This window comes from Bacillus sp. FSL R12-0074, from assembly GCF_038005725.1.
GTDB lineage: Bacteria > Bacillota > Bacilli > Bacillales > Bacillaceae_G > Bacillus_A > Bacillus_A mycoides.
In genome coordinates, this window is sequence record NZ_JBBOTR010000001.1 from 2,645,781 (window position 1) to 2,668,872 (window position 23,092).

Annotated in this window: 22 protein-coding genes, 2 pseudogenes and 1 other annotated feature; of the genes and pseudogenes, 5 read left to right on the top strand and 19 right to left on the bottom strand. The window is 31.3% G+C overall.

The annotated features are described in order from the left end of the window. The first annotated feature begins 171 nt into the window (after positions 1 to 171). Complete coding sequence (locus NSS97_RS13780; protein WP_044441601.1) at positions 172 to 639, top strand: DUF2306 domain-containing protein; 468 nt, start codon at positions 172 to 174, stop codon at positions 637 to 639. Between the two features lie 103 nt (positions 640 to 742). Here NSS97_RS13780 and NSS97_RS13785 read toward each other — a convergent pair whose 3' ends face one another. Together NSS97_RS13785 and NSS97_RS13790 are read right to left on the bottom strand one after the other, a co-directional pair. Then, positions 743 to 1,618 carry a glycerophosphodiester phosphodiesterase family protein gene (locus tag NSS97_RS13785; RefSeq protein ID WP_107886853.1) on the bottom strand — a complete coding sequence of 292 codons (876 nt, stop codon included), beginning with the start codon at positions 1,616 to 1,618 and terminating at the stop codon, positions 743 to 745. 46 nt (positions 1,619 to 1,664) lie between these two features. Then, complete coding sequence (locus tag NSS97_RS13790; RefSeq protein WP_044441600.1) at positions 1,665 to 2,465, bottom strand: GNAT family N-acetyltransferase; 801 nt, start codon at positions 2,463 to 2,465, stop codon at positions 1,665 to 1,667. A 515-nt stretch (positions 2,466 to 2,980) separates the two neighbouring features. Here NSS97_RS13790 and NSS97_RS13795 point away from each other — a divergent pair. Next, positions 2,981 to 3,679, top strand: a complete 699-nt coding sequence (locus NSS97_RS13795; protein ID WP_107886852.1) for a hypothetical protein — start codon at positions 2,981 to 2,983, stop codon at positions 3,677 to 3,679. 91 nt (positions 3,680 to 3,770) lie between these two features. Here NSS97_RS13795 and NSS97_RS13800 read toward each other — a convergent pair whose 3' ends face one another. Together NSS97_RS13800 and NSS97_RS13805 are read right to left on the bottom strand one after the other, a co-directional pair. Continuing rightward, positions 3,771 to 4,070, bottom strand: a complete 300-nt coding sequence (locus NSS97_RS13800; RefSeq protein ID WP_165927669.1) for a winged helix-turn-helix transcriptional regulator — start codon at positions 4,068 to 4,070, stop codon at positions 3,771 to 3,773. 33 nt (positions 4,071 to 4,103) lie between these two features. Then, the gene (locus NSS97_RS13805; protein ID WP_107886851.1) at positions 4,104 to 5,408 is read right to left on the bottom strand and encodes an MFS transporter; all 1,305 of its coding nucleotides are present in this window, start codon (positions 5,406 to 5,408) and stop codon (positions 4,104 to 4,106) included. 283 nt (positions 5,409 to 5,691) lie between these two features. Here NSS97_RS13805 and NSS97_RS13810 point away from each other — a divergent pair. Further along, positions 5,692 to 6,096 (top strand): annotated as a pseudogene (locus NSS97_RS13810) (MFS transporter); the annotation flags it as partial. A 116-nt stretch (positions 6,097 to 6,212) separates the two neighbouring features. On the opposite strand, the gene NSS97_RS13815 reads toward NSS97_RS13810, so the two are convergent. The 14 genes and pseudogenes from NSS97_RS13815 to NSS97_RS13880 form a co-directional block, all read right to left on the bottom strand. Further along, on the bottom strand, positions 6,213 to 7,436 hold the full coding sequence (locus tag NSS97_RS13815; protein WP_107886850.1) for a methyltransferase domain-containing protein: 1,224 nt from the start codon (positions 7,434 to 7,436) through the stop codon (positions 6,213 to 6,215). 152 nt (positions 7,437 to 7,588) lie between these two features. Continuing rightward, the gene (locus NSS97_RS13820) at positions 7,589 to 8,395 is read right to left on the bottom strand and encodes a DegV family protein (protein ID WP_044443054.1); all 807 of its coding nucleotides are present in this window, start codon (positions 8,393 to 8,395) and stop codon (positions 7,589 to 7,591) included. A 193-nt stretch (positions 8,396 to 8,588) separates the two neighbouring features. Next, positions 8,589 to 9,095 carry a DUF3189 family protein gene (locus NSS97_RS13825; protein WP_044443053.1) on the bottom strand — a complete coding sequence of 169 codons (507 nt, stop codon included), beginning with the start codon at positions 9,093 to 9,095 and terminating at the stop codon, positions 8,589 to 8,591. Positions 9,096 to 9,174: 79 nt separating this feature from the next. Beyond that, positions 9,175 to 9,630, bottom strand: a complete 456-nt coding sequence (locus NSS97_RS13830) for a DUF1453 domain-containing protein (RefSeq protein WP_341112961.1) — start codon at positions 9,628 to 9,630, stop codon at positions 9,175 to 9,177. Between the two features lie 143 nt (positions 9,631 to 9,773). After that, positions 9,774 to 9,899 (bottom strand): annotated as a pseudogene (locus NSS97_RS13835) (GNAT family acetyltransferase); the annotation flags it as partial. A gap of 64 nt (positions 9,900 to 9,963) precedes the next feature. Then, complete coding sequence (locus NSS97_RS13840) at positions 9,964 to 10,989, bottom strand: serine hydrolase domain-containing protein (protein WP_341112963.1); 1,026 nt, start codon at positions 10,987 to 10,989, stop codon at positions 9,964 to 9,966. Positions 10,990 to 11,100: 111 nt separating this feature from the next. After that, positions 11,101 to 12,339 carry an MFS transporter gene (locus NSS97_RS13845; protein ID WP_044443048.1) on the bottom strand — a complete coding sequence of 413 codons (1,239 nt, stop codon included), beginning with the start codon at positions 12,337 to 12,339 and terminating at the stop codon, positions 11,101 to 11,103. A 65-nt stretch (positions 12,340 to 12,404) separates the two neighbouring features. Further along, positions 12,405 to 12,662 (bottom strand) — a binding site (T-box leader). A 190-nt stretch (positions 12,663 to 12,852) separates the two neighbouring features. After that, the gene (locus NSS97_RS13850; RefSeq protein WP_107886847.1) at positions 12,853 to 14,991 is read right to left on the bottom strand and encodes a penicillin-binding transpeptidase domain-containing protein; all 2,139 of its coding nucleotides are present in this window, start codon (positions 14,989 to 14,991) and stop codon (positions 12,853 to 12,855) included. A gap of 236 nt (positions 14,992 to 15,227) precedes the next feature. Next, positions 15,228 to 15,827 carry an undecaprenyl-diphosphatase gene (locus NSS97_RS13855; protein ID WP_341112971.1) on the bottom strand — a complete coding sequence of 200 codons (600 nt, stop codon included), beginning with the start codon at positions 15,825 to 15,827 and terminating at the stop codon, positions 15,228 to 15,230. A gap of 273 nt (positions 15,828 to 16,100) precedes the next feature. Then, positions 16,101 to 17,090, bottom strand: a complete 990-nt coding sequence (locus NSS97_RS13860) for a zinc-binding dehydrogenase (RefSeq protein ID WP_044443042.1) — start codon at positions 17,088 to 17,090, stop codon at positions 16,101 to 16,103. A 145-nt stretch (positions 17,091 to 17,235) separates the two neighbouring features. Continuing rightward, complete coding sequence (locus tag NSS97_RS13865) at positions 17,236 to 18,654, bottom strand: ATP-binding protein (protein WP_107886844.1); 1,419 nt, start codon at positions 18,652 to 18,654, stop codon at positions 17,236 to 17,238. Then, entirely contained in the window at positions 18,651 to 19,325 is a 675-nt protein-coding gene (locus NSS97_RS13870; protein WP_002032425.1) for a response regulator transcription factor, read from the bottom strand. Before NSS97_RS13870 ends, NSS97_RS13865 begins: the two co-directional genes overlap by 4 nt. 12 nt (positions 19,326 to 19,337) lie before the next feature. Beyond that, positions 19,338 to 19,868 (bottom strand): hypothetical protein, encoded by a 531-nt coding sequence (locus tag NSS97_RS13875; protein ID WP_061690135.1) that lies wholly within the window; start codon positions 19,866 to 19,868, stop codon positions 19,338 to 19,340. A 109-nt stretch (positions 19,869 to 19,977) separates the two neighbouring features. Continuing rightward, entirely contained in the window at positions 19,978 to 20,496 is a 519-nt protein-coding gene (locus NSS97_RS13880; RefSeq protein WP_107886843.1) for a GrpB family protein, read from the bottom strand. A 126-nt stretch (positions 20,497 to 20,622) separates the two neighbouring features. Here NSS97_RS13880 and NSS97_RS13885 point away from each other — a divergent pair, with 126 nt between their 5' ends. Together NSS97_RS13885 and NSS97_RS13890 are read left to right on the top strand one after the other, a co-directional pair. Continuing rightward, positions 20,623 to 21,504 carry a serine/threonine protein kinase gene (locus tag NSS97_RS13885; protein ID WP_107886842.1) on the top strand — a complete coding sequence of 294 codons (882 nt, stop codon included), beginning with the start codon at positions 20,623 to 20,625 and terminating at the stop codon, positions 21,502 to 21,504. 46 nt (positions 21,505 to 21,550) lie between these two features. Further along, positions 21,551 to 22,870, top strand: a complete 1,320-nt coding sequence (locus NSS97_RS13890; protein WP_002141985.1) for a sensor histidine kinase — start codon at positions 21,551 to 21,553, stop codon at positions 22,868 to 22,870. A 99-nt stretch (positions 22,871 to 22,969) separates the two neighbouring features. Here the strand turns inward: NSS97_RS13890 and NSS97_RS13895 are convergent, their stop codons facing one another. Next, positions 22,970 to 23,068 carry a YjcZ family sporulation protein gene (locus NSS97_RS13895; protein ID WP_000007808.1) on the bottom strand — a complete coding sequence of 33 codons (99 nt, stop codon included), beginning with the start codon at positions 23,066 to 23,068 and terminating at the stop codon, positions 22,970 to 22,972. Between the last annotated feature and the right edge of the window lie 24 nt (positions 23,069 to 23,092).

A 23,092-nucleotide genomic window follows, 5' to 3' on the forward strand; every position in this document is an offset into this window, starting at 1 on the left:
GTCTCTCCTTCATTTAACGTAATACTCGTCTCACTAAATTTGAGAAAAAATTTAATCATTCCATTTTGTTCTAGGAGTACCTATATTTCAATATATTAAGCCGAACTAACTATATTTTTCAACTTTTCTCCTATACTGTAATACTATAAAAATAAAAAAGGAGGAATTATTATGAGTATTTTCAATATCCTTTTGACCATTCATATTTTATTTGGAACGATCTGTTTAATCACTGGAATTGTAGCGATGTTTGCTCAAAAAAAGAAAGGAAAACATACGGAATGGGGCGAAATATACCATGCGTCCTATGTTGTCATAACCCTTACTGCAATTATATTGTCTATTTTAAACTGGGATAAAATCGCATATTTATTTTATGTAGCAATTATCTCCTATTCATTTGCGATTTACGGATATCTCGCAAGAAAAAAACGATGGAGAAATTGGTTGCAACACCATATTAGAGGTATGTTAGGCTCTTATATTGGTGCAGTTACCGCACTTTTAGTAAACATTGGTATGTATATCCCTATTTTAAATCTACTTCCACCAATATGGTTTTGGTTCTTACCTACTATAATCGGTATTCCTCTCGTAGCCAGTGTATCAAAAAAATATAAAAAACAAAGGAAAAATTAATTACATTTTGGTTACTTTCTAGTTTGTTTTGTAAAAATGATATTCAATGTAGTAAAGACATAGAAGAGAAAATAAAAAGAATCCAAGTTTTATTGGATTCTTTTTATTTCTGTTTTTTTAAAGGCTTTATTGAATGTAAACGATCCGGATAATTAGTAAACATCCCGTCTACACCCCATATAAGTAACTTTTTCATATCCTTTTCATTATCTACTGTAAATGGATGCACTTCTAATCCATATTTCTTTATTTTTTTTACATAGGCTGCATCAATATATTTAAAGTTCATCCCTAGGCCAATGCAGTATTTTTTATAATTCTCAATTTCTAGTTCTGTTAATTGAACTGCTTTTTTATATGATAATAATTGTACTAGAGATATATTGGTATTTAAACTATGAATCTTTTGCAGACTTTTTTCACTAAACGATTGAATAATTACTTTATCATTTATGTGGTAGTGATTAATTATTTCTAATAATTTTTCTTCCATACCAGGATATTCATCAGGTGATTTTGTTTCGATATAATAATTAGCATTATGTCCAAACGTTTCAATAATTTCTGCTAATGTTGGAACTTTAGCATGTTTAAATTCTTCTTTTGCTAAATCGGGGTATTTTTCATTGAAAAAGCTGCCTGCATCAAGTTGTTTTATTTCTGTTAATGTATGATTTCTTACTAATCCAGTACCGTTCGTTGTACGATCCAATGTTTCATCATGCATAGCTATTAAATGTCCATCTTTTGTCATTTGGAGATCTATTTCTATATAGTCACCTTTTAATTGTTGTCCTAATTTGTAAGCTTCTATTGTATGTTCTGGTGCATATGCAGATGCACCTCTATGTGCAATGTTTTTTATATGATTTAATGTATTAGTAGCTTTAATGTATTTATGTTCATTTATTTGCTGAAAAACAAAGATGCTTATTACCATAAAGAAGCATATGGGTGTAATTAGAGATATTTTTTTCATAACGGTATGTTAACTCCTATATTTAAAGCAATTTTATTTGGATGAATTATCCAAATAAATGCCGGTTTTCAAAAACAGTCATTTGTCCTACAGCTTTAAATCCAGATTTTTCATAAATGTTAATTCCATCAGGTGAAGCTTGTAGTACGCAGTACATATTTTTTAATTGTTTTGCTTCTTGCAGCAGGAAATTAAACATAGTAGAGCCAAAACCTTTTCCTCTCATTTCTTCTTTAGTCGCTATATCATAAATACCGACACTATCTTTCGTACATACTAAAGAGCCAACAGATACTACCTCACCTTTATAAAGACCTAAGTATAGTTGCATGTCATCGCTATTCCATAAATCTAAAGAAGAAATTTGATTATAGTAGGATTGAACATTAGAGCCTTCCGCTGATGTACCGAATAAAGCCGCTAACGTTTCGCCAAATTTTTGTATTTGTACCGGCGAAGTTGCTTTTTGTATTATAAAACTTGCTGGTATGTCTAATGTAGGATGAATTGTTTGTAAATCTGCAACCATTGCAATATTATTTTCCGCTTCTATTAATCTAAGTTTTAGTAACTCGTACTTAAGTGTATTCTCTCGCTTTGCATCCCAATACCAAACACTTATAGGAAACCCTTTTTGATTAAATTGTTCTATCTCCGCACATAATTCCTCGTTTTCTTCCGTTAAGTTACTGTTTAATAAAGTAATAATATTAAATGTATCTGTAGGTAAACCACAGTTAACTGCAATATAATTCTTCGTTTTCTTTACACTCATCCCTTGCACATGACGAGCAACATATGAAGTTTTGTATATAAAATTATCTATAAGTAACTTTTGATAATTCATCAATTATGCCCCTTTAAAAAATAGTAATTAAATAATACCTATATTAAATATAACATATAAGAAATTTCACTTAATCAATGAAATCCCTCTTTTTAATCCCTTTATATCACACAATGTAGCATAATAAGAATTAAAAATGATATAATATTGTCGGAATGAAAAAAGTGGTATATAATAAATATTAACATTACTAGTAATTATTTTAGGTATTCCTAGAATAAAGGAGCGATACATATGAAAATTACTATTTATTTCGGAAGTCATGAAGATCAAGATGTTCGTACAATGGACTGTCATTTAGATGTAGAGGATACAGAAGAGATTGTATCTGTATCTTAATATAAATAATGGGATGAAACCTCTTCCCTGCAACGTTTAAGGCACCTTTTATAGGTGTCTTTTTTGTTGTTTTTTCGCCAAAAACCCTTTACTTTAGTGCGTTTTAATAGTAAAATATAAATATACGAACAAACGTTCTTTTTATTTTAATCGTACATGAAGGGATGATTTTATCAATGGCTCCAGCGAAGCGCAGAGGAAGAAAAAAGCAAACACCTATTATTTCAAATACAGGCTTTATTGGCTCTGTCTTTATTGATACATTGGAGTTACAAAAGAAATCCTATTATTTCACTCGTAAAAAACTTCAAATTGTTCATCACGTACTAGATGGCCTATCTGGGGCAACGAGTGCATTATTTAAAGAACATAATATATCTGCATACATGTCATGTGTGTATTTACATAAACAAAAGAAAATCGGCTTTGTTCTTTCAACAAAACCGTTTGAACAAAGTGATGGTGTTTCTTATTTTATAAATTATTTAATTGAAAAGAATTTTTACGGTAACGAAGAAGTAGAATATCAAGAAGTATTTAATACAGGTTTTATTGGTGTAGTATTCGCGGATTTATCTAGTATAGATCGCTTTAATTTTGAGTTTGAAATGGGTATGCTAACGAAATTAATGAAAGATATGATTATTCCGGTTAAAGAGCTCTTTTTACGCCACAATGTACCGGCTTACATCTCCACTTCTCATTTAGAGGAGCAAAATAAATTAGGTTTCGTTCTATCTGTAAAGCCATATGATGAACGTGCAGAAGCAGATTTATACTTTGAAACATACTTAAAAGAACGAGGGTTATTTATTGGTGATGAAGAGGATGATATTGATAAGATTGTTATTAGAAAGACGGCTGAATTACGATAGTTTTCCAGTACAACTTACATTAATAAATTTTTCAGTATTTAATTTGAACTTAATACCTTCCTATTACCAATAGGAAGGTATTAATAATTTATTAGTCCTTATGCTTTTCATACATCTCTATTTTTTTATTTAGTAAATCTTTACCCCAGACTTGCATTGCTTCTAATACAGGTATAAACTTTTCCCCCTGCTCTGTTAAAGAATATTCTACCCTTGGTGGAACAACTTTATAAACTTCTCTGTGTACTAACTCGTCCTCTTCAAGCTCTCTTAATTGTCTAGTTAAGATTCCTTTTGAGATACCAGGTAACATCCTCAATAATTCATTAAACCTAATAATTTCATTTTTGCTTAAATGCCACAAAATCACGATTTTCCATCTTCCTGCAATTGCATTTTGGGTAACTGTTAATGGACAATATACTTAGCTACGCAAAACACTGTAATCTTTTGAATGAATTTCTAAATTCAACTTATTTGAGTAAGCCTTATTCAAAATAAGAAATACTATCCCTCCTGCAATTGGAAGTGTATAGGCTGGAATATAATTTAATAATAGACCTGATAATGCCAATGCTATTGGCTGCATCATTTTACCTATACTTAATCCAATACTGAGTACCCTCCCCCTATATTCATCAGGAATCTCTTTTTGCATGAAATAAATTAAAGGAATATCAATTAACGCTATTATTAGCCCTAAAAAGAACATAACAACACAATACGTAATAACGTATACAAAATCATTTACTTCAAAACTTTTGAATAGAACTGGAATTCCTGAAATAATCATAAAAACTGCCAACATTGAACTTAGCTTTTTCAAAAGATAAGAGTAAGAAAAACGATTAGTTATCTTTTTTACTAAAATTGCACCAATTATCATCCCTACTGGAAAAGTCCCTTGAATGATACCAAATTGCTTAGAACTAAGATTGAGAACTGTGTTAATAATGTATGGCAATGGAACAGTTACAGCAAACCCTAAGAAGAAATTAAGTGAAATTAAAATTCGAAACGTATTCTTTAAGCTTTCCTTTTCAATTAAGTATGAAAACCCCTCTTTTATATCTTTAATAAAATTAATTCTCCTTTTTGGGCATTCCTCATTTATGTTGAACTCGAACAGTTTAAAATGAATAAATAATATGGATATACCCGAAAGAATAAATGAAATACCGTTTATAATTATAAAAATTTTAATATCAAAGACTGCAAAAACGATGCCACCTAACATAGGACCGAGAATTAAAGATACAGAATCGATAATTTTACTTATAGAGTTAATACTCATAAGCCGCTCTTTAGAGACGATATTTGGTTTTGCGGCTTCTAATCCTATTCCAAAAAATGTTGTAAATACCGTCATAAGAAAGGTAGTAGTATAAATGATGAATAAGTTTAACCCATAATAGCTGCTTAATATATAAACAGTTATTAATAAGCATCCACTTAGTAAATCCATACAAATAACCAGTTTCTTTTTATCAACCTTATCAGCAATTACACCGGCAAATGGATTCATAACAATCATTGGAATCGTTCCTAAAATGAGCGTAATCGCAAAATTCAACGCAGATCCGGTTATTTGTAAAACATATAATCCTAATGCGAAACTATATATAGTGCTACCGGATATTGATACTGTTTTTGCAATTGAATATAAACAAATATTTCTTAGTTCTTGGTTTCTTTTTTTATTTTCTATATGTAATCGTAAACTTCCCATAACATTTCCCTCCCGCTGAACTTTGTATTACGTACAGTGTAAGTTCTCGGGTTAACCCAATATCAATATGCTATTATTAAAAACTTCTAAAAGAAAAATTTAAAAAGATGGGGTTAACCCCATCATCATCAAGCTAGGCTCATGTACCGTCAATGATAAGCGATATTGCTTAAAATCTATATGTAGCAACATCTCGTAAGATATTTGAAGATAAAAAGCTTTGAATTTCTTGAGCAAATCATTGCAATTGATTAGATACAGAAATAGACATACAAAAAAGATGTTCGGCGGTGTATTATCAGATAAAATAGGTGCTCAAAAAAGTATTGTAATAGTTATTACTTTATTTGCTTTAATCCTATTTATATTACCGTTCACGACAGTTTCTATTAGCCTATTTATTCCTGTTATGATAGTTTGGGCTGCATTGAGTTGGGGCCTTGCACCACCTCAACAAAGTTATTTAATACAATCTGCCCCAGACACATCAGATATACAGCAAAGCTTTAATAATTCCGCTCTACAAATAGGAATTTCACTCGGGTCTGCAGTTGGAGGTATAGCTTTAAAACAAGTACATGATGTCGCCAACATGGCCTGGGTTGGCGGATTTCTAGTCCTTCTATCTTTAGGTTTAGCTATCTTTTCTCTCACTAGACATACGTTGACAAGAGAATGCCATTTATAAGTAAAAGTAGAAGTAAATCGCTTGTATTAGTAAAAAGTCCGGTTATTAAACCGGACTTAAATTTCAAAAAATAAAAATACAACTTTTCTATGTCACACAATCAGGTAGCGATGGGGTTAACTCCATCTTTTTCCGAAAAATGAATATGTATAAATTTCTTCTCCTTGAACAAAAAAATCTTCGTACTTTCCGCCTCGATCCAAATAATTTGAAGTTCTTTCATCAATGAATTGAAACTGTAGATTTTGGATTTCTTTCGTTACTTTTGAAAGTGTAAAAATTTCTCGAAACCTAGTTTCAATTTGGCTGTTTATGCTAAAATTTTTAAATAAAATAAATAAACTTAATAAATAACAATCCGTTTTAAAAAGTGGATTTAATTCGTGAAGTAAAAAATCCTCATGCTCAAAACTATAATTGCTCGTACCAGAGTGATCAATTACAATATCAACAGACTGATTCTGAATAGGTATACTTAAAAAATCAGCACAGATAAAGAGAATGTTTCTTTTCGGATTTCTTCTTTCTAATACATCTTTTAAAAATAGTAGTTTATTCAAATCTCGATCAACTGCAATAAATAAGCAATCCTCGGGTAGTTCTTCATAAATATTTCGCAAAAAGAACCCAAGACCCGATCCTATATCAAGTAGTATTTTGTTATTTAAATCTAATTGCATTAGTTTCTTTTTCGCCCATTCTCCTTCTCTATGCATATTTTCCAAATATGCAGTATCAGTTTCATGAATATAATCTGAAATAGAACTTTCAAGTGAAGATCGCTCATATGCTTTAAATAAATTGCCAGCTGTTAGAATACCTGAAGTAATAATGTATTCTTCCCCACAGTTACAAATTAACTTTCCCTCTGTAATTTGATTGCAATTAATAATTCCATTTTGAAGAATTAGGTTTTTGCTACACTTAGAACATGTAAGTAAATGAAGTACGCTTAAATCTATCCCAATAATAGAATTCGGAGTTTCATTTGTTAGCGATAAATCATTTAACACTTCTTTTAATTTATCCCTTCTCTCCTCTAAAATTTGTATTTCTTGTTCAAACATTTCGTATTTCGATTTAAATAAAGATTGGTAAAGAGTATCTTTTTCGTAATTCATAGATTTCGCTAAATTTTGATAAAGAAAAAGTTCTTTAATTTCATTCAAACTAAAACCTAGCCATTTGTACTCTAATATAAGCTCTATATCTTTTTGACAATACTCATCAAAAAAATAATGGCTACCCTTCTTTTCAGGAATAATTAGTCCGAGATCCATATAATGTCTAATTGTATCTATACTTATATTATTTTTTTCTCCAAACTTTCCGATTTTCATAATATCACTACCATTATAATATTTGTTTATACATACTTCTTTTTTTTAGTAGAAAATCCTTTTATCTATACATTATTATTTGTGATACGGGAATGATGTAATGAAGCTTTTATATAATAAAAAAACCCGCGAATTATTCACGGGTTTTCCTCTTAATAACTAATTGCTATTGTTCCTTCACCTGCATGAACAGCAAATGAAATCGGCAATGGATAAAGCTTGAAATCCATTTCAGGGAATGCTTGTTTAATATCTAAAATCCATTCTTCAGCTCCATCTTTATCGTTAGCATAGAACATATGAAGTACTTTTGGTAATTCTTTTTCAAGCTCATTTTTAATGTATTCTCTACATTTTTGGATTTTACGCACTTTCTTTTCAAGTAAAAGTTCTCCGCCTTTTACTTCTAAGATTAAGTTGACACTTAATAAACTTCCAAGTAAAAATTGAACTCCCTTTACTCGACCACTTGCATATAAACCTTTTAAGCTTTTTGGAAATACATAAAAAGGCCTTCTTTTTTCATCTACTAATGTTTTATGTATATCTTGTAAAGTCATACCATCATTGTATAACGTTTTAGCTTTTCTCAAAAGTTCATCCATTGGATAACTTGTCGTTTCACTATCTAATATAGTTAAAGGGAAACCTGCCATATCAGCAGCTAGCTTCATATTTTGATAGGTCCCACTTACTTTTCCGCTAATAGCAACTGCAAAGCCTTCTTCATATTCTTCTTTGCATTTAGTAAATAATTCTACCATTTCCCCTATGTTAGGTTGCGAAGTAGTAACTGTTCTTCCATCATTTAACGCTTCATAAAGACGTTTATGAACTCCTTCTTCACAATCCTTATAAGACACTCCATCAATAATAACTTCAATTGGGATAACAAAGTTATCACCATCTGTTGTAAAACTCGCAGTTGTACTATCAGTAAACCAAGCAACACGCTTCATGTTGTTCCTCCCTTATTCTGTTCCTCTTTTCTGACTTTTCTATATATTTATCTTATGAAAAGAGAATATCCCCTGTAATAGTAACAGGACTTTAATATTTTGGCTATAGAAGATGTATAATAAATGTGAATGTTTTTTGTCTATTTGTCAAAAAAAAAAGAAAACCACAAAATTTTCCGGTCTTCTTTTAACATTACTTAAATGTTTCGTTATCTAAAATTACAACATAATCATTCGTCAATCGGCCAGCTTCTTTCGTATAATTAACAAGCCTTTGTATGTTATCACAGCTAAGTTTTGCTCCCCATACGAGTAATGGTACGCCGATAAAGTCGATGTGGAACCTTCTAGAAAACAAACCACCGAAAGTCATTGGTAAAGGAACTGTTGGTGATGTATTAGAAAAAATAATCTTTTCATGGCTTTGATAATGTTTTTGCAGAATCTCTCCTAAATGCTTCATCGCAGGTACAACGATTTTGGATGCCCCGCACCCAATTGTATATACAGGATTCCCATATTCATCTTGTCCATGAAAAATAATCTTTCCCATATCTTCTGTTTTCAATTTATTAAAGTAATCTACATTTAATATTTCTTCTTTCGTTAACTTACGATCTGTTGGTAATTTATTTAAATGATAAGCTGCAGCGAGTGCAGTTGAATGCGTTCCACCGAAATCTGTGTAAATGAATATCATATTATCATCCCTTTTTGTAAAAGTTCAATATTATTTAGTATTACCGTTCACAGCGTTGTTAAACAAGGGACGAATGTATTTACGCTTTTTGTGTTAATTCATTATATTTTTTCCAAATATAATAGCGTCTACTAATTACGGTACCTAATGTGATACATAAAAAGGCATTCGTTACAACCATTAATGTGTGGTGAGTACTGCCATGAAACATACTTTGCTTAATCACGATTTTCACACCTAAAATAAAAAGGAGAATAATTGTACTTAACCAATTTCCTTTTCGTAATACATGACCCGTTTCACTATCTAATCGAAATGTTAAAGCTTTCCCCCTAATAATTCCAAGTGCCAATCCAATTCCAAACATTGCAACGAATAGTAGTACGTGCAATATATTTAATTGTCCCATATGAATAATGGACTGGATTGTTACAAAGTACAGCAAAGCCGGAATGAGCCAAATACGATTAATATTCACTTTGTATTCCTTACCTTGCATTAATACAATTATAAGAATAACAAATAGAATATCCATTTAGAGTCCTCCTATATACTTGTTTACCTTTGAAAATTATATTCGTCTCTGTTTGAAATACGATAGCTACTTTAATTTGTATAATATGGAATGTGATTTCCCATCAGCCTTAAGCATTATTTATAAAAGTAAAAAGACGTACTTTTTACTCGTACGTCTCCTACTACTTTTTCTTCATGTATAGCGACTAGTTCAATTGCGGGATTTTCATATTTTTCTTTCCCTCTAAGTACATTGTCATAATATGCTGTATCTAAAAAAGATAACACACGGCAACGTACCTAGCCTATTTCGTCTTCTTTTTTATATGCTCTAATTTTTATATCCATGTAATTAAAAAGCTCCTTCTATTTCCACCATTAGTTTTTCAGGTCCTGCCCCTTTATTTGATGGAATAACTAATGTAATTCCTAATTCCGGGTATACGGCCGAGCGAAAACTCACGCCTGGATCATATCCCATTACATGATATTTAAAAATATTTTCTTGTCTTTTCTCAATCCATATTCCATAGCCGTAAGACTGGCTATTATTCACCAAAATATGAGGAGTTAAAAGTAACTTCGTATATTCGCGGCTTAATATTTCGTTGTTAAATAGAGCTTCCCAAAATTTCACCATGTCTGGTGCAGTAATGTAAGCACCGCCATCAGAACCTCCTTTTATGGGTATAGAGTATGCATTTGTTCTCCATTTTTGACTATTTACATCCTTTATATATCCGAGAGCTGTATGTTTTGGTAAATTATCTAAAGAGAAATAGCCTGAATCATTCATACCAACTGGAACAAATATGTTTCTTTCTATATATTCCATAAATTCAAGTCCTGTCTGCTGTTCTATAATTAATCCAAGTATAATAAAACCTGCATTATTATAGTAAAACTTACTTCCTGGTGTAAACATCATATTACTGTTTTGGAATAATGGTAAAAAGTCTTTTAAACTTTTTAATAGATACATAGGAGTTTGTTTCCAAAGGTCTTCAAAGTTATCCATGATACTTTCATCAAAATAATCTGGAATACCCGAACTATGCGTTAAAAGTTGATGTACTGTAATATCTTCATTAAAGTTTGGGAATTTAATATGTAGACAATCTTTTAACTTTGTATGAAAAGTAATTACACCGCTTTCAACAAGTTGACAGATACTGATAGCAGTAAATAATTTGCATCCTGAGGCAATTCCAAATCTTGTTTGTAGTGTATTGTTTATACATTCACTTCGGTTAGCATATCCAAATGAATTTTCATAAATAATATCATCATCTTTTTTTATTAAGACTACCCCAGAAAAATCTATATTCCGATGTATTTCTTTTACAATTTTCTCTATTTGATCTTTTGTTTTTATCATAATAGCCACCCTTGTTTATTGGTATTGTTCTTTCCCCTTATTACTTTTCCATATATAAGGGAAAGAAACCTCCTATTCAACCCCCTAATTTTCAAATAAAAACCAAGGGAACTATTTCGAATTTATTGATTCAGCGGAATATACCTTAGACCGCGATGGTAATAAAGTAAACACGCACAATATGATAGTAATAAGTAGCATTACCAATACTCCTACAATGACTACAAGTTGTATAGAAGTGAATTGAGTTGCAACGCCGAACAGAATCGTTATAAAAATTGTAAAAACAGCTATAACGAGCCCGTATATACTCCCGATTCGTCCCATCATATGAACCGGAACGTTATTTTGATAAAATGTGTAAAATCCCGTATTTGCATATGCCATAGAGAAAGATAAAACAAAGAATCCGATAGCAGCTATTAAAAACTCACTTGAAAAAGCATAAATCAAATATCCGATTGCAATAAATAATGATCCTATCCCAATTAGAAATGAAGGTGCTAATTTTTTTGATAAAATTGTATTTGTTATGGCTCCTAAAATAAAACCCGTTCCAGCGATACTAACTAGGAAGCCATACTCACTATCTGTTAACAATAAAACTTCTTTCGCAAACGATAGTTCAAGTGAATCTATAGCAGTAGCTAAAACCATCATTCCTTGGAATAGGAAATAAACACATACTATATACACAGATTTTTTGCTGAAATTTAAAACTATGTTCCAATCTTTTTTTAGTACAGTTAGAGATAACTTATCACTTGATGTATTAGAATCGTATTTTTTATCAAGATCAGGTAAAAGTAATGTAATTAACCCTGATAACAGAAATGCTATAGCATTCATATATATAGCAAACTCTGGTGTACCAGTTATTAATAATATCCCCGCCACTGCTGGACCAATTAAAAATGCACCAGATCCTATTAAACTACGTAGTGAGTTGAAACGTTGTCTTTGCTCTACTGGAATTAATTTCGTCATATATGTCATAGCAGTTGGTTCATAAATCGCACTGGCCATGCTTATAAAAAATACTAAGAGATAGACAATCCAAAGGGATGGAACCAAGGGTAAAATAGCGATAAATACTGCTCGATATATATCGAGGTGAATCATTAACTTTCGTTTATTTAAACGATCTATCATACTTCCTGACCAAGCGTTTGTAAATAAAGTGGCTAATGGTTTTATCACATATAAAGTAGCGACAGCTAAGGCTGAGCCACCCATATTATAGACAAGTACATTCAGTGCGATTAAATAAATCCATGCACCTAAATTCGCAATACCAACTCCGGACAATAGTAATAAAGGATATTTCCAATCTTCAAGTAATTTTTTCACTTTAGGCACCCGCTTTCTAAATTGTTTTAGAACAATAAAAAAATCCCACCCCCAAGACTTTTAGTCTTAGGGACGAGATTTATCATCGCGGTGCCACCCTAGTTTGTTAATATGTCGCCATATTAACCTTATCAGGTACTGCACTATTTTCATGCTTATACCTTATCTCTATAACGGGAGCTCCCGTCACACCATCCACTTTTAAAAGGTTCCGATGTGCTGCTCAGAGGCTTGGTTCAATAAAGAATTTTTGCTCCTTTTCAGCTAAATAGAGCTCTCTGTGAAAAATTCATTTTATTTACTCTTCTCTTCACTGCATTTGGTTTTTTCCATATTATCACATAGGTTTTATATTGTAAATAATTAAAAAGAATAATCAGTTTTTTTAAAAAGTGAGCATCCTTTATAATTTTGTAACTTGATTTTTTATTTATTAAAAAATACGGTGCGTGAAATTGCTTGTAAATCTAAAAAAAGAGCCTATTATACTATAGACTCTTACAAAATTCGATATTAATTTATACTCGCTTCTGCTAATGGTTCTAGAGGCGGTTCCAAATCTAGTTTTAAAGTATCACCTTCTTGTATATATTCTCCCTTTTCAATGCTTTGACTCGTTACATACCCTGTACCTGTTGTTTTTAAATCTAATTTCAACAACTTAGAGAAATACATAACATCACGCATTGACCAACCTTTTAGGTTAGGCATTTTCACATTACTTCCTACTAGAAATATGCGATCTCCTTCACTCATTACCTCGCCAGTCTGTGGATATTGTTTTATTATCTTTCCTTCTCCTAATAATACCGGCTGAAGTTTCTCTTTTTCTGCAATATTTTTTACAGTATCCATTGTTTGATTTACATAATTTTGTACTTTTATTTCAGATTGCTTTGTTGCATCTGCCATTTTCTTTTCTGTATATGGTTTCACTTTTAAATATTCTAGACTATTTTTCATAACTGGTTTAAAAATTTCAGCAAGAGGCTGAGCACCGTATTCATTCCCCTTTAATTTAGGTTGCTTAATGGCTAAATATACGACTAATTGCGGATCATCAATTGGAGCCATTCCTAAGAATGAAAAAATATAATTATCTTTCCCTTCCATATATCGTCCATTTTCAGGATTCGGAATTTGCGCTGTCCCTGTTTTACCACCAATCGGATAACCATCAATTTTATACATCGTTCCCGTTCCTTTAGATGAAGTAATAACTCGCTCCATTAAGTTCCTTACCTTATCTGCAGTTTCTTTTTTAATCGGATTCCCTATTTCTTTAGGTTGATTTTCCATAATAACTTGTTTATTTGTTGGATTTACAACCTTATCAACAATATAAGGTTGCATCATTTTCCCGTCATTTGCTATAGCTGTGGCCGCTTGTACGATTTGAATAGGAGTTACAGTTGAGCCTTGACCGAAAGAAGTAGTAACTTGTTGAATTTGAGTATTTAACAATAATGTATTTTTACTTTCTCCAGGTAAATCTATCCCTGTTTTTTGATTGAAACCAAATTTATTCATATATTGCTTGAATTTATTTGGTTTCAGTAACTGGTCTTCTAAAATAGAAAAAGCAACGTTCGATGACCTTTCAAACCCTTCATCAAATGTAATTGAGCCCCATCCATAGCCGCCATTATGATCTTTAATCTCTGCTGAACCAACTGCGTATTTTCCTGATTGGAAATATTCTTTCCCGTTATATACACCTTCATTAATTGCAGCAGCTAATGTAAAAACTTTCATTGTAGACCCTGGTTCGAATGCATTCGCAATTGGATCGTTTAAAAAATATTCAATGTCTCCTTTGTTAGGATTATAACTAGGCTTACTAGACATTGCTAAAATCTTACCTGTTTTTGGATCCGCAATAATACCTACTAACATAGAAGGATCATAGTGTTGCGCAGCTTTATTCATCGCGTCTTCTAAAAAACTATTAATTTGTTTATCAAGCGTAAGGTATACGTTATTTCCATTTTTAGCAGGTTCTATTTTTCCTATATCATTTGTAAGTGGGATACCATTTCGTGAACCTACATATTTTACATTTCCGTTTGTAGAGCGTAAATATTTATCCAAACTTTCTTCAAGCCCAAACTTGCCCTCCGCATTACCTTTATCATCTGGTCTTGCAAAACCAAGTATATACGAGGCGAAGTCTTCATTTGGGTATACTCTGGCTTTTTCTGTTGTAAACGATACACCTGGTATTTTCAAATTTTTAAGTTCTTCCTTCGCTTCTCTAGATAAGTTACGTCCAATTTTACCAATTTCAACTTGCGTACGTCCTTCGTGAAAATTTTTCATGATCTCCTCTTTATCAACTTCAAGCGCATCTGCTAAACGTTGTGCGGTATCTTCTTTATCTTTTAATTTATCTTTTCCTTTTAGGTTTACAACGATGCGATATGTCGTTGAGTCTTGGACTAATACTTTACCGTTTTGATCATAAATTGTCCCGCGATTTGCCTCTAAAACTCCATTTTTGTTTTGTTGTTCCTTCGCAAGATCCTTTACATTAACATTATGCACGACTCCTACCGCTTGAATATAAAACATGCGTAAAAGCATAGTAAGAAACAAAACAATAAAAGCAATCATCATATATCGAGCGCCTTTATTCGTTTGAAGTTTATGCATATTTATCTCCTTTCTTTTCCAATGTATTAATGCATAGATGTGTTACTAAATATGTTCTTTATTATATTAGATACTATATTTTTCGAAGTTTTTTTAGTAATTCCTCTATAACTATAAGAAAACTAGCTATGTTACTATTTGTTTTTTATTAATTTATATTTTTAAAATAAAAAATACGGTAAGTGAAATTTAAGAATTTTCAAATAAAAAGAACCTACTTTTGTAGGTTCTTACGATTAAGCTATATGGTTATATTTCGCTAAAAAAGGAACTCGTTTTGCTACTAGTGCATACATTTTGAAAATAAAACGAACTAACGGTTCAAATATACGTGCACTTTGCATTACTAATCCACTTGTAATAAATGTTAAGAACGCAGCACCAAGTATATCTAGAGGATAATGAACGCCTACGTACATGCGTGATATACCGACTAATACTGCCCATATTAACGCGATATATTTAAGTTTTTCTCCTCTAAGAATAAATACGAAAGCAATCGAAAATACGAGTACAGAATGATCACTTACAAATGATGAATCTGCTGCATGCGGTACTAATTGATTGACATGATGTGTTATAAAAGGACGCGGATGGTAATATACCGCATGTATAAGAACATTTATTAATAATGCAATACTAACTGAAAGTGTCGTATATAACACTGTATATTGTTTTCTAATTGCATTCTCTTTCTTTCCATTATTGAACCATAGGATAAGCATAAATAGAATAGCTACATATGCAGCACTATTTGTAATAGCGATCATTAGCGTATCTAATAGCTTGGATGATCCAGCAAAGTTATTAATCCATTGAAATACTGTGTAATTCATATTACTCTCTCCTTATTTTTTCTCATTGTACTTTAAATAAAGATACAAGCGTTCTTGATTTACACAGTATACAACATCAATATGAAAATGGGTTTAAACTTTTCTCATCAAATTCTCATTTTACTACTATTCATTTGACAATGGTGTAACTATTTACACGAGCTAAATATGTATAAAGGTTGTAAACCATTTTAAATAGTATGGTGAACACTCTATGCATGGATATAATACATAACATATTCATTTAAATATATTAGTTACGAAATCATATTCTTATTCCATACGAAGGGCAATATTACCGAATTGTTCTCCTTGCTGCATTCGATTTAAAGCTTGGATTGCTTCTTCTAATGGATATACTTTATCAATAATTGGTTTAATATTATGTTTCTCTATAAAATGAACCATCTCATTAAATTCTTCACGGCTTCCCATTGATGTTCCCATAATATCAATTTGATTATAAAATAATGCTCGTAACGGTAATTCGATTTTATCTCCTGAACTTGCACCAAAGTTAACGATTCTTCCATTTGGTTTTAATATATCAAAATATTTTAAGAAAGTCGCCGGACCTATACTATCTATAATTAAATCCACTTTTTCTCCATGTAGGCACTCGTCCCAATTACCAGAACTATTAAAAGAAAAGTCTGCCCCATATTTTTCAGCAGCCTTTCTTTTGTCCTCTATCCTTGAAGTAACACTCACCTTTGCTCCAATTGCTTTAGCAAATAACATAGCATAAGTAGCTACACCACCGCCGATTCCCGGAATTAGGACATGTTCTTCAGGTTTTAATCTACCTTTTGTAAAAAGCGCTCTATATGCAGTTAATGCCGATAAAGATAAAACGCCAGATTCTTCCCACGTAAGATATGATGGCTTTTCCACTACATTTTCTGCTGGTACAATAACATATTCAGCAAATGTTCCATCTGCTGGTCCACCTAGTACTTCAGGTAACTCTGGTATTTCATGAGTATTATTCCATCCAATACTAGGGTTAATAATAACCTCGGTATGTAGTGAAATATTTGAAACTCCTTCTCCTAGTTCTATAACAATACCTGCACCATCTGACCCTAAAACTAATGGTAGTTCCATTTCTTTTCTATTATTCATTATAAATAAATCACGATGATTTAAACCTGCTGCTTTTAATTTCACTTTAACCTCTCCAATGTTAGGAGTTATCTCAGGTGATAATTTATATTCTAAACCTTCTAATCCTTTTTTATGTTGATGTACAATAGCTTTCATTAATTATTCCCCCTTAATCCTTTCAATTTACTTTAAATGTCGAAATAAATAAAATAATTTGATTACTAAGCAACAAAAAAGGAGGAAATACAAAATGTATTCCTCCTTTTACAGAGTATTTTCAAAAAGAATTTTTTACCTTTAACTATTCATGTGTAGTATCCGGAAATGTAATTGTAACAATTGTTCCTTCGTTTTCTTTACTCTCTAATTGAATAGCTCCGTTATATTTTTCTACAAGCCTTTTTGCAATTGATAAACCTAGCCCATTTCCACCTTGTTTTCGGCTTCTCGCTTTATCAACTCTATAAAAACGGTTAAGAACAAATGGCAAATCAGCTTCAGGTATTCCTGTTCCATGATCTATTATGCGGATTTTAATTTTTCCTGACCGCATACTTGATTCAATGCAAATATACTTATTAGCTCCTTTTGTATATTTCACTGCATTATCCATTACAATAATAATTATTTGTTCTAAGTAAGATGATGGTATTGAAACATACGCTTCATCTGCATCCAATTTCATATCAAATTGAAAGTCAGTTTGCAGTACTGCAAAGTTTTGTGTAACTTGTTTTAATACGCTATTAACATGGACTCGTTCAGCTGCTATTGGATGTATCAGTTCTGATTCAGCCCTTGATAGCTCTAGCAATTCTGAAACTAATTTATTTAATCGATCTACTTCTTTTAAACTGGATTGAAGAGATTTATCCAATATAGCTGGATCATTTTTCCCCCATCGATTCAGCATTGATAAGTGCCCTTGAATAATTGTTAATGGTGTTCTTAATTCATGCGATGCGTCTTCTACAAACTGTTTTTGCTGTGTAAAAGAAGTTTCCACTTCATCCATCATTTCATTAAAAAGAATCGATAATTTTGCGAGTTCATCATTATTTTCTCGTACTGGAACTCTTTCATTTAGTCCGTTTTTCTTAATACGCTTCATCGTATCCGTTATGTTTTGAACACTTGATAAAAGCTTTTTCGTTATAAGTATTCCGCCTAAAAAACTAAACACTAATCCACATATCCCTGCAAAGACCATTACCACTAAGATAATTTTTAATAAATGATCAAATGTCTCTAAGTTTTTCGTAAGTTCAATAGTTCCCGTGAATTTTTTTGTTTGAATTGGTATGCGCTCAACTAATATTCGATCTTCTATATGTCTTTTTATTAAGGATTCATCTTGGGTAACCTGTTTTGGTTTTATCCAAGCTTCATTAAAATCTCGAGAAACAGTAACAATGGGCTTTCCATCATTTCCGATAATACGAATCATTTGATGTTTATCAATCAAATTATTTAGAAATTCTTTACTATTTTCAAATGTTTTGCTCGAGAGCGTTTCGTTTTTATCTTGAAAATATGCCGTTATTTCTGTCAATTGTCTGTTTATTTGTTTCTGTTCATAATCTATAGTCCACTTATTAATTACAATGAATTGTAACGTGCTATACAAAATAAACAAAATGAATACTAGTGTAGTGGACCAAAGTGTTAATTTCCACTTTATAGGTAAATTTCGAATTCGGTGCACAATGTTTTTTATCATTTCATTATATATCCAGCACCGCGAACTGTTTGGATATACTCCTCCTTATCCACACTATGTAACTTATTACGTAAATAACGAACATACACATCGACTATATTTGTCTCAACCATTGCATCATATCCCCATACTTGGTCCAGTAAAATATCACGGGTAAGAACTCGATTAATATTTTTCATAAACATAAGCAGTAGCTCGAATTCTTTATTTGTAAGTTCAATTTCTTCATTTCCTTTAGTTATAGTTCGAGATTCAATCTGAAGCTGTAGATCTTTAAACGAAAGAAATGATGCGTGCTTTTGCTCTGTATTTTCTTCTCTCCTAAAAATCACTCTCATACGTGCTAAAAGTTCTTCAATTGCAAACGGTTTTGGAAGATAATCATCAGCTCCACTATCTAACCCTGTCACACGGTCCATAATACTATCACGAGCAGTCAACATAATAATAGGTGTACTTTTAGTTGCTCTTAGTCGACGACATACTTCCAGTCCGTTTAATCCTGGTAACATTAAATCAAGTAATATGAGATCGTAATTCTTTTCAAGTGCTGCTTCTAATCCCTTTCTTCCATCAAGTTGTATATCTACTATATATCCTTCATACTTTAATTCTAATTCTAAAAAATCTGCTAAGCTTTCCTCATCCTCAATAATTAGTATATGTTGCAACAATACTTCCTCCTATACGATTAAATGAATAAGTAATTCTATTCCGAATATAATTGCAACGATTTGATGTGTTTTTCGATACATTATCAATTTCGTTTTCTTATTAGTTTGTTGTAAAACAAATCCCGCAATCCCTAATGCTATTAAGGTTAAAAGAGAAAATATACCACTGTATACTAGCATAATATGCCGACTTCCTTTTATTAAAAAGTAAACACCGTGAGTAGTCGCAACAGCTATTACAGCGTATCCAATTAATACGTGAAAATGTTTTATAAAAAGATATAGCTCTTTAATTATTTTAAATCTGTGAATATGTTTCTTCTTTAAAAATAACCATATATGACGTAAGAACCATAATGATGCAGCTATAATTACCCCGTATTCACCTAAAGAACCTAATTTCTTATTTAGCCATTGTACATTTAATACATTCCCGTACAAAACATTAATAAATAGCAATTCTACACTACAAACAATAATAGTAATACCGATTATTTTAACATATATATGGAAATATTTATTTCTAAGTATTTTCTCCATTTTATATAATCTCCTTTTGACTCAAAAGCTCTATAATCAGCAGTGTATCAAGTAAAAGAGAGAATAACATGGGAGAAAGATTAAAATAAAATGAGAATCTGCAAACTACTTATATTTTATTTATCTCCTTTTTGGCCAATTCTAATATGTTGCAAATAAACGGTGCTTTTGCATTTGTATATGAAACACGATCAAAAGGATATGTAGCAGCAAGCATCTCTTTTAATACTCTATATTCTTCACGTGCCCACTCATGATTTATTAGAAAGTCTCGAAATAAAAGGTTGTTCCTCCATTCCTCGCTATTATAAATATAAACATGTAAATGGTGGGTACCAGCTCTCCATTTACCTTTTCTAAAAAAACGCCAATTAGGTGTTTTTTTAGGAACATATTCATAGCCAATTTCTTCTAGGGCTTCCCTCCAATTTCCGGTAATTTGTAAATTTGTTACGCCGATCATCATATCAATAAGAGGTTTAGCCCCTAACCCTTCTACGGCTGTGCTTCCTATATGTTCAATAGCAATAATTTCTTCATGGAGTAACGGCACAAGTTTATTTTTTTCATTTAAAAACTCTGTATGCCAATATTGTTGGTACGGTTTAATTATGATTTTTCCATCCATTTGCTTTCCTCCTTATAACTATATATTATTATATTTATAAAATTTAAGTTTATAAATATAGGGATTTCACAAAATATGTCGAATACTGTAATGGACAACTTAATTATATTAAATTCGAGGTGAATTATGAAAGATATTCCAGTTAAAATTCAGTTAGATACTATAACATTCCAACTAAAAAAACATCATAATTTTGATTGGCTTACAAAACTAGGTACAGTATTTGCGGTTTTTGACCAACAAGATTCCGGTAATATAAGTTTTGGTGTTGAAAAGAATGGGAAAAAGAACTTTATAAAATATGCAGGGGCACAAACACTCGCATATAATGCTTCTACAAATGAAGCTATACAAAGACTAAAAAGCTCAGTTACTATATACAATGAATTAACACACGTTTCTCTTATAAGTTTAATTGATCACTACCCTGTACAACATGGATATGTTTTAATTTTTGATTGGTTTGACGGTGAATGTCTCCACCCGCACTGGAGTTTCCCACCCCCAGCAAAATATAATGATCCTAACTCACCATTTTATAAATATAAAAAATTATCCGTTAAAAATAGGCTAGTTTCATTAAATTCTATTTTTAATTTCCATACTTACGTTGAACACAAAAACTATGTAGCTATTGATTTTTATGACGGTAGTATTTTGTACAACTTTAAAACTAATGAAACAAAAATTTGTGATATTGATTTATACAGTAACAAACCGTATGTAAATAAGATGGGACGAATGTGGGGGTCATCTCGTTTTATGTCACCTGAAGAGTTTCAACTTAACTCTATAATAGACGGACAAACAAACGTATTTAATATGGGGGCTATAGCTTTTGCACTACTAGGTGGCGGGCAAGATCGTTCCTTTATGAAATGGGAAGCTAGTGAAGGCTTATATGAAGTAGCATACCGTGCTGTAAATGAAAATCGTAGTGAGCGCTATGCGTCAATGGAAGAGTTTAATAATGCATGGTTAAAAGCCTATAACACTGAAAATCTATAAAAACTAAATACATTGTAAAAGTACATGTAAAACTTGTACTTTTATAATGTATAATACATATGGGATTGAAATTCAGGATAACGGGGCATGTATTATGAACTTTGTTTACATTAATCAAAATGTTTTAAATAATCTTCTTTATATTTTAAGCAGTATATTTGTTTTTTATTTTATTTATGATAGTGGGTACTTCGGGAAGAAATATAAGAAACTACTTATCATTCTTTGTACGAGTATCCCACTAATTTTATGTATGCGGTATCCCATCTATATGGATGAAAATTATATTCACGATTTAAGACAAATCCCCTTTTTAATTGGTACACTTTATGGTGGATTTCCAGTCGGTATTGCATTACTCATGATTTTATTAATAATACGTTTTATGTTTTATGGTTTTAGCCTGTTAACAATCATTGTTTATGGAACGATGTTAATAATTACAGCATTCGCATCCTCAAAATTTAACACATACAATAGGAAAATAAAAGTAACTTCATCTATGTTTTTAACTTTTTTCCTTGCAATATTTACAACAGTAATTGTTTTAACTCTATCAGATTTTGAAGTGAATAATTTGTACATTATTTATTTCATTCTATTACCAACTATTTTAATATTATTTATGGTCTATTTTAATGAGGTTTTAAAAGATGCAATATTTATGCGATCAAAATTAATAAAAGTTGAAAAAATGGAGATTGTCAGCCAACTCGCTGCAAGTATTTCACATGAAGTAAGGAATCCATTGACTGTTGTAAAAGGATTTACACAACTTTTAAAAACACCCAATATAACTCAACAATCCAAAGATGAGTATATTGAACATATTCTTGAAGAGTTAAATCGTGCACAAGCAATTATTGATGATTATTTAACTTTTGCCAAACCGGCTTCAGAAAAACTAGATCATATTTCAGTGGAGCACGAGTTAAATCGAGTTATTAATATGATGTTGCCTTTTTGTAACATGAATACTATTAATATTACAAAAGAGTTCTCAGAGGGAACAATTATTGGTAATACACAGCACTTCCATCAATGTTTTTTAAATTTAATAAAAAACAGTATAGAAGCAATGCCATGTGGCGGTAATCTAATTATTTCTGCAACTGTTAGCAATAATAAGGTCATAATAAGGATTCAAGATAGTGGAGTTGGAATGTCGCAAGAGCAAATTAATCGATTTGGCGAACCATATTTTAGTACAAAAACGAAAGGTACGGGTTTAGGAACGATGGTTGCTGTTAAAATTATTGAAACGATGCGAGGCAGTTTGAAAATCCGAAGTATCGTTAATAAAGGAACTACTTTAACTATTACATTCCCCAAATATAATAATGAGAGCACGTTGCATAATAAATAAAAAAGGAGCCATTATGCTCCTTTTTTATTTCGATACAAAAAGTATCTGCTATGTTTTTTTAGTTTACATTTAGAAGAGACTAATTAGAAATTAGTACCCTTAGCTCCAACAGCTACATCCAACAATAATTAATAAAATAAATAACACAACTAATAAAGCGAAACCTCCACCAAAACCACAAGAACCACCGAAACTCATATTTTCTCCTCCTTTTGGTTTGAA